Below are 8,270 nucleotides of genomic sequence, written 5' to 3'. Positions count from 1 at the left end.
CTGTTCCGGCGCCAAGCCGAGGCGCAGCGCTTCCTCGGCGCCCGAGCCGGCCCGCAAGTCGTCGAGGCGAAGGGTGCGCCCGGTCAGTGCCGCGGCAAAGGCCGAGGTGCTGCGCAGCCGGGCCAGCGCCTCGGCGGTGGGCGCGAAGCTCGTGCACGTGCCGGCGACGACCGCGTCTCCGCCGGCCCGCGCAGCGGCCCACAGGAACACGCCGCAGGTGGCGCCGGTGAGCCGGGTAGCCTCATCGACCACCCTTTGCATCAGGGCGCCGGCGTCCGGCTCGGAGCCCGACGACAAGGCCAGCCCGGAGAGCGACTCCGCCAGGCGTCGTTGCGCGCGCTCGCGGCTCAGCGCCTCGGCGCGTTCGGCCGCGCTGCGTTCGAGGGCCACCCGGTCGAGCAACTGCAGCCGCGCCAGCAGGAACAGCAGCGCGCTGATCAGTCCGCCCGTTACCGCCACGGCCGGCACCAGCAGCCGCTCGCCCCGCGGCGCAAGGCCGGGCAAGGCCATGAACTCGAGCGTCCACGGCTGCCCGCCGATCACCGGCGAGCGGACCGTGATCTCACGCGTCCATTGGCGCGGGTCGCGCGGAAAGCCGTCATGCAGCAGTTCGAGCGGCTCGCCGGGGGCGCCGGCATGCACGCGCACGGCCACCAGCGGCGCTGCCACGTCGAACAGGCTGTCGAAGAAGTCGGGCGCACGGAACGGCGCATAGACGAAGCCGCTCGAACGCGCCCGGCGTTCCTCCAGCGTGGCCGGGGTCGAGCCGCCCCCGTAAAGGGGAACGTAGACCAGGAAGCCGGCCTTCTTGTCCGGGTCGATCTCCTGCTTGAGCACCACCGGGCCCGACATTGCCAGCGAGCCGGTGTCGCGCGCGCGGGCCATGGCGGCCGCCCGGACAGGCTCGGATGACATGTCGAAGCCCAGGGCGGCGCGGTTGCGCTCGTCGAGCGGCTCGAGGTAGAGGATGCTGAACATCCATTCGCGCGCTCCCGCAGGGTGGACGGCGAAGCTTTCGATGCCTTCCTTGCGCGCGGCCTCCTCGAACGCCGCGACGCTGCCGGCCGCCACGCGCGGGCTGTAGCCGATGCCCTGAATGCCAGGAAAGTCGGATGTGATGCGCAGGCGCTCCACGTAGCGCCGGAACACCCTGCGGTCCACTTCGCCGGCCTGGGCCTGCATCAGTGCTCGCGTGGCGCGCAGCAGCGCCACGTAGGCGTCCATGCGGGCGTTCAGCCGGCCGAGCTGAAACTCGACCGTTGTGGCGTGCAGGGCCTGCTGGCGTGCCTCGAGCCACCGCGACGCCAGCACGGTGGCGATCGCGGTCAGCAGCAAGGCGGCAACGAGGACGATCCGGGGTTGGCGAAAGCGCAGCCAGGAGTGCATGGGTAGTGTTCGCAGGCTAAGGCCGGATCGGTGCGCGAGGCCTGCTCGAGAAAGGGATCGTTCGAGCGGCTGCAATTCTTGCATCAGGGCGGGAACACCGCTTGCTGTCGGCTTTCATGCTGCGCGTGCCGCGGCTCTTATCAAGGGCATTCAGAACCTGGAGACACTAAGCCGACGCTGGCTCGCGTGTCCCGAAGGGCTGCAGCTATTGCCGCATGAACCGACTTATCCGTGCTGCGGCGGCACGGCGCCCCGGGGCTGGCTCTGCCGAGCCGGGGCGATTCGATTGGAGGGTTGAATCTTGCTGGATCCGCGTGTCTTGTCGCTCGCTGCGTTGGAGTGTTGTTCCAAAAGCCGTCGCCCCGCCCAGATGGGTACCTCGACGCCGGCCCTGCGTGCGCAAGAGGCGCGCGGATGAGCCGGGCGCTGCGCATCCTGCGTGTCGACCCTGCCGCGCTGCAGAGCAGCGACGACCTCCGGCAAGCTTGCGCACACGGCCGGCGCCTGGGTTTCGAGCAGCTCTCGCTGGCTTGGTCGCCGGCCAGCGCAATCCCCGGCAGCTTGCGTTTCGGTGAGGGTGGCGACCGCGAACGCATCGCCGGGTTGGCGAGCGAATGCCGGGCGCATGGACTCGGTTTGCTGATCGATGCCGCTCCCGCCCGAGCGAGCCGCGCGAGCGCTCTGGCCGCACAGCATCCGCAGTGGTTCGTGCCCGACCCCGACGGCGATCTGCCCGATCCGCGCCGGCCGGCTCACTGTGCGAACACCGTGACGCTGAGCAGCGATGCCGAGCGGCTCGAGCCGGCGCGGGACTGGTGGGCTGCACAGATGGCGGGGTGGCTCGAAGCCGGCGCGGCGGGCTTGTACTGCGTGCACGACGCTGTTCTGCCGGCCGATTTCTGGACCACCTTGCTCGATGCATTGCGCAACGGGCAGCGCGAAGCGTGCTTCATCGCCGGGCCCTCGGCAGAGTCGTCGGTGCTGATGGACTGCGGCTTCGACGCGATCGCCGGGGCCGTCCCCGGTTCGGCAGCCGAGGTCGAGCGGTGGACCTGCGAGCACGAACGGGTCGCCGCAAGTTCAGCGCCGCTGGCGATGCTGGCCGAGGCGCGGCGCCATCCGGTCTGCGCGACGACAGCCGCCGAAGACCCGGAGCAGGCGCATCGCCGCAGCTTGTGGTGGGCGGCGGCCACCGGCGCGGGGCTGCTGATGCCGCTGGGCTTCGAGCGGGGCGTGTCATGTGCGCAGGCATTGCGACCCAACGGCGGCGAGTTCGATCTCGGCGCCGAAGTGATGGCCGCCAATGCCTGGCTCGCCGAGCGCGGCGTGCGCAACGCCGCACCCGGGGGCGGGGCGCCGCGCCTGTCGCTGCTGAGCGCCGCCGGCGCGTCGACCGTCGCGGTGCTCATCACCGACGGCGACTTGCGGCGCGCTGATCGGGCCTTGCTGCTGTTGGCGGGTTTTCCGGGCGCCAACGGCGTGGTCGGTGCGGACGTGCTGCCGGGCGCCGATCGCTTCACCCGTTTTCGCGCGCTGCGGCATACCGACAGCGCGGATGTCGACGCAGTGGCCGATGCGGCGCACTGCTTCGATCCCGCCGCGACGATCGATCTGACGGCCGGCCGCGTCGCGCTTTACGAATCGCTGCCCGTCGGGCCGGCGGCTGCAGCACCGACGCGCGGCGCGGCTGCAGCCAATCGCGCTCGCCGTGCGCTGGACGTCGCGGTGAAGGCGCCGCGAGTGGCCATCGAGGCGATCACGCCCACCGTCGACGACGGGCGCTTCGTGGTCAAGCGCATCGCCGGCGAAACGGTGCGCGTCGAGGCCGACGTGTTCATGGACGGCCACGATAAGCTCGCCGTGATGCTGTTGTGGCGTGGCCCCGACGACGCGGCTTGGCAGGAGGTGTCGATGGCCCCGCTCGGCAACGACCGCTGGCGCGCCGAGTTCCCGCTCACGAAGCTCGGGCGGCATGCCTTCACCGTCGAAGCCTGGCGCGACGGCTTCGAGACTTATCGCGATGAGCTGAGCAAGAAGGTCGCCGCGGGTCTGGACGTGAACCTGGAGCTCGAGGAAGGCCGGCTGCTGCTGGTGCAGGCGCAGGAGCACGCTACAACACGAGAAGACGCCGAAACGGCGGCCATGCTGGAAACCATCGTCGCCCTGCTGGGACCGCCGCTTGCGGACAAAGCCGCAAGCACGAAAACCAAAGCCAGATCGCGGCGTGCATCGGCCGGGCCTGCGGCCCAGGCGCCACCGCCCGATGCGGCCTCCCGCGTCGAGACGCTGCTTGCGGCTCCCACGCAGCAGGCCGTGCGCAATGCCTGCCTGCGCCCATTCGCGCTGCGCCACGATCCGCCGCTCGGCGTCGATGCCGAGCGCACGGCCGCGCGTTATGCGAGCTGGTACGAACTGTTCCCGCGCTCCCTCGGCAACCGCCCCGGCGCGCCGCTGCGCCACGGCCGTTTCGACGACGTCGTCTCGCGCTTGCCTGCCATCCGCGCGATGGGCTTCGACGTTCTCTACTTCACGCCCATCCACCCGATCGGCCAGACGAACCGCAAGGGCCGCAACAACACGCTCACGCCAACGCCCGACGATCCGGGCAGCCCTTATGCCATCGGCAGCGAGGAGGGCGGCCACGACGCCATCCACGCCGAGCTCGGCACGCTCGAGGACTTCGTTCGTTTGTGCAAGGCTGCGGCTGCGCACGGCCTGGAGATCGCGCTCGACTTCGCCATTCAGTGCTCGCCCGACCATCCCTGGCTGCGCGAGCACCCGGAGTGGTTCTCGTGGCGGCCCGACGGCTCGATGCGCTATGCCGAGAACCCGCCCAAGAAGTACCAGGACATCGTCAACGTCGACTTCTACGCCGAAGGAGCACGACCCGCCCTGTGGACCGCGCTGCGCGACGTGGTCCTGTTTTGGGTGAAGCAGGGCGTGCGGCTGTTTCGGGTCGACAACCCGCACACCAAGCCCCTGCCGTTCTGGGAATGGATGATCGGCGACGTAAGGGCGCGCCACCCCGACGTGGTGTTCCTCTCCGAAGCCTTCACGCGGCCCAAGCCGATGTATCGGCTGGCCAAGGTGGGCTTCTCGCAGTCCTACACCTACTTCACCTGGCGCCACACCAAGCAGGAGTTCACCGACTACCTGACCGAGCTGAACCAGCCACCGGTGAGCGAGGTGTTCCGCCCGCACTTCTTCGTCAACACGCCCGACATCAACCCGCACTTTCTGCAGGGCTCGGGCCGCGCGGGTTTTCTGGTCCGCGCTGCGCTGGCGGCCACGCTCTCGGGGCTGTGGGGCATGTACAGCGGCTTCGAGCTGTGCGAGGGCACGCCGCTGCCGGGCAAGGAGGAATACTTCGACTCCGAGAAGTTCGAGCTGCGCGCCTGGGACTGGCAGCGGCCGGGCAACATCAATGCGGAGATCACACTGCTCAACCGCATCCGCCGCGGCAACCCGGCGCTGCAGTCGCACCTGGGCATCGAGTTCCTCCACGCCGGCAACGACAACATCCTGTACTTCGCCAAGGCCCTTCCCGGCCCGGTGGCGCGTGCGGGCGGGCGCTTCACCACAGCGGTGGTGCTGGTCGCCATCAACCTCGATCCTTTCAACGCGCACGAGGCCGACATCGAATTGCCGCTGTGGCGCTTCGGCCTGCCGGACGACGGCGCGCTCGACACCGTCGACCTGGTACACAACCACCGCTTCACCTGGCGCGGCAAGCACCAGCACATCCGGCTCGATCCCGCGCAGCTGCCGTTCGCTATCTGGCGCATCCAACCCACGGAGGCTGTGTGATGGCCGAGAACAAGATCGCCGACAAAACACGCACCGCCGCCATGCCACTGAAGATAGAAGGCGAAGCCGAGCACACCGTGGTGCGGGCGGTGGAGCCTAGCGCCTCGGCGCTCCCGCCGCTGGCCAAGCCGAATGTGGAGCGCCCGCCGACCGACGACCCCTGCTGGTACAAGGACGCGGTCATCTACCAGCTGCACCTGAAGTCCTTCTTCGATGCCAACAACGACGGCATCGGCGACTTCGCGGGCCTCGTCGCCAAGCTCGACTACATCGCCGCGCTCGGCGTCGACACGATCTGGCTGCTGCCCTTCTACCCCTCGCCGCGCCGCGACGACGGCTACGACATCGCCGATTACCGCGGTGTGCATCCCGACTACGGCACGATGGCCGACGCGCGCCGCTTCGTGGCCGAGGCGCACCGCCGCGGTCTGCGGGTGATCACCGAACTGGTCATCAACCACACCTCCGATCAGCACCCGTGGTTCCAGCGCGCGCGTGCCGCCAAGCCGGGTTCGTCGGCGCGCAACTTCTACGTGTGGTCCGACAACGACCAAGCCTACGCCGGCACCCGCATCATCTTCTGCGACACCGAGAAGTCGAACTGGACCTGGGACCCGGTGGCCGAGAGCTTTTATTGGCACCGCTTCTATTCGCACCAGCCCGACCTCAACTTCGACAACCCGCAGGTGCTCAAGGCGGTGCTGTCGGTCATGCGCTTTTGGCTCGACATCGGCGTGGACGGCCTGCGCCTCGATGCCGTGCCCTACCTGGTGGAGCGTGAAGGCACTACCAACGAGAACTTGCCCGAGACGCACGAGGTGCTGCGCAAGATCCGCGCGACGGTGGACCGCGAATACCCCGGGCGCATGCTGCTCGCAGAGGCCAACATGTGGCCCGAGGACGTACAGCGGTACTTCGGCCGCGACGAGAACGGCCTGGGCGACCAGTGTCAGATGGCCTTCCACTTCCCGCTGATGCCGCGCATGTACATGGCCATCGCGCAGGAAGACCGATTCCCGATCACCGACATCCTTCGCCAGACGCCCGACATTCCGCCGAATTGTCAGTGGGCGATCTTCCTGCGCAACCACGACGAGCTCACGCTCGAAATGGTGACCGACAAGGAACGCGACTACCTGTGGAGCTTCTACGCCTCGGACCGCCGGGCGCGCATCAACCTGGGCATTCGCCGGCGCCTGGCGCCGCTGCTCGAGCGCGATCGCCGGCGTGTGGAACTGCTCAACAGCTTGCTGCTCTCGATGCCCGGCACGCCCGTTATTTATTACGGCGATGAGATCGGCATGGGCGACAACATCCATCTGGGTGATCGCGACGGCGTGCGCACACCGATGCAGTGGTCGCCCGACCGCAACGGCGGCTTCTCGCGCGCCGACCCGGCGCGCCTGGTATTGCCGCCGGTGATGGATTCGCTCTACGGCTTCGAGGCGGTCAACGTCGAGGCGCAGACTGCGGACCCCTATTCGCTGCTCAACTGGATGCGGCGCATGCTGGCCGTGCGCAAGTCGCACCCTGCGCTGGGCCGCGGCACCATGAAATTGCTCTCGCCGGCCAATCGCAAGGTGCTGGCCTATCTGCGCGAGTACAGGCAGGAGGGCGCATCGTCCGAAGACGGCACCGGCGACAAGGGCGAGAAGACCGAGCGCATCGAGTCGATCCTTTGCGTGACCAACGTTTCGCGCTCCGCACAGGCGGTCGAGCTGGACCTCTCGTCTTTCGCCGGCAAGGTGCCCATCGAGATGATCGGCGGCTCACGCTTTCCGCCGATCGGCCAACTGCCTTACCTGCTGACCCTGCCGCCTTTCGGCTTCTACTGGTTCGCCCTGACCAGCGAAGCCGATTCGCTCGGTGGGCCGGCCCCGCCGCCCGAAGCCATGCCCGAATACGCGACCCTGGTGGTGCGCCGCGATGTCGGCGAACTTCTCGAAGCGCCCAGCCGCGCGGTGCTGGAGAACGAGGTGCTGCCGGCCTACCTGCCCAAGCGACGCTGGTTCGGTGCCAAGAACGAGAAGATCGAGCAGGTGAGGATCGTCTTCGCGGCCGAACTGGACGGCACCACGCGGCCGATGCTGCTCACCGAGCTGGAAGTGCGCACGGCCTGCGGCACCGAGCGCTACATGCTGCCCTTCGGCTTCATCGGCGAAGACGAGGCCACCTCGCCTTTGCCGCTGCAACTCGCCCTTTCGCGCGTGCGCCGAGGCCGCCAGGTCGGGCTGCTGACCGACGCCTTTACCTTGCAGCCTTTCGTGTTGCGCATGATGGCGCTGGTGCGCGAAGGCCGCACACTGACCACGAGCGACGGCGACATTCGATTTCTCCCCACCTCGCGCTTGGACGAGATCGATCTGGGCCCATCGCCCGAGGTGCGTTATTTGTCCGCCGAACAATCCAACAGCTCGGTGGTGCTCGGCGAGCAAGTGATCCTCAAGCTGATCCGCCGCATGCAGCCCGGCATCCACCCCGAGGTCGAGATGGGCCGCTACCTCACCGAAGGGGGCTTCGCCAACATCGCACTCACCCTGGGCGAAGTGACGCGCGTGGCGGCCGACGGCACGCCGCAGGTCATGGCGGTGCTGCAGAAGTTCATGCACAACCAGGGCGACGCCTGGGCCTGGACCCTGAACGCACTGGAACGCAGCATCCAGGACGTGATGGCGGAGCAGGCGCAAACGGTCGAGAGCACCCCGGTCGAGCGCGAAAGCGGCGATCCAGGCGAAGAGGCGCTGGCCGAGTTCAGGGAATCAGCCGGTGTGTTGGGCCGCCGGTTGGGCGAACTGCATGTCGCACTCGCGCGGCCGAGCGAAGACCCGGCCTTCGCGCCCGAGCCCGCCAGCGCCGAAGACGTGGCCGCCTGGGCAGCCGGCGCCCGCGGGCAGCTCGAGCGCTCACTGTCCCTGCTGCAGGCGCCCGGCGGCAAACGTGCCACCGACCATCGCGCCACCGACGAGGAGGCCGGCTTAGCCGAGCAATTGCTCGGCCAGCGCGAGGCGCTGCTCGGATTGATGGACCGGCTGGCCGCGCAAGGCGTCGGTTCGCTGCGCACTCGCATCCACGGCGAC

Annotated in this window: 3 protein-coding genes; 2 read left to right on the top strand and 1 reads right to left on the bottom strand. The window is 68.7% G+C overall.

Annotation, left to right across the window (positions count from 1 at the left end; translation table 11 throughout):
• A partial coding sequence (locus tag H0W38_RS10900) for a CHASE domain-containing protein (RefSeq protein WP_292453808.1) occupies positions 1-1,386 on the bottom strand: 1,386 nt, incomplete at its 3' end.
• A gap of 414 nt (positions 1,387-1,800) precedes the next feature.
• Between H0W38_RS10900 and H0W38_RS10895 the strand changes: the two genes are divergently transcribed.
• Positions 1,801-5,193 (top strand): alpha-1,4-glucan--maltose-1-phosphate maltosyltransferase, encoded by a 3,393-nt coding sequence (locus H0W38_RS10895; protein WP_292453805.1) that lies wholly within the window; start codon positions 1,801-1,803, stop codon positions 5,191-5,193.
• On the top strand, positions 5,193-8,270 hold a 3,078-nt coding region (gene treS, locus H0W38_RS10890; protein ID WP_292453802.1), incomplete at its 3' end, for a maltose alpha-D-glucosyltransferase. The genes H0W38_RS10895 and treS, both read left to right, overlap by 1 nt.

Source organism: Methylibium sp., assembly GCF_013817365.1.
In the GTDB taxonomy this organism is placed as follows: domain Bacteria; phylum Pseudomonadota; class Gammaproteobacteria; order Burkholderiales; family Burkholderiaceae_C; genus Methylibium.
This window is presented reverse-complemented; position numbering and strand designations above follow the sequence as displayed.

Bases quoted from the DNA above. Each gene is read 5' to 3' on its own strand.
- H0W38_RS10895 (WP_292453805.1), top strand. From the start codon at position 1,801: ATGAGCCGGGCGCTGCGCATCCTGCGTGTCGACCCTGCCGCGCTGCAG.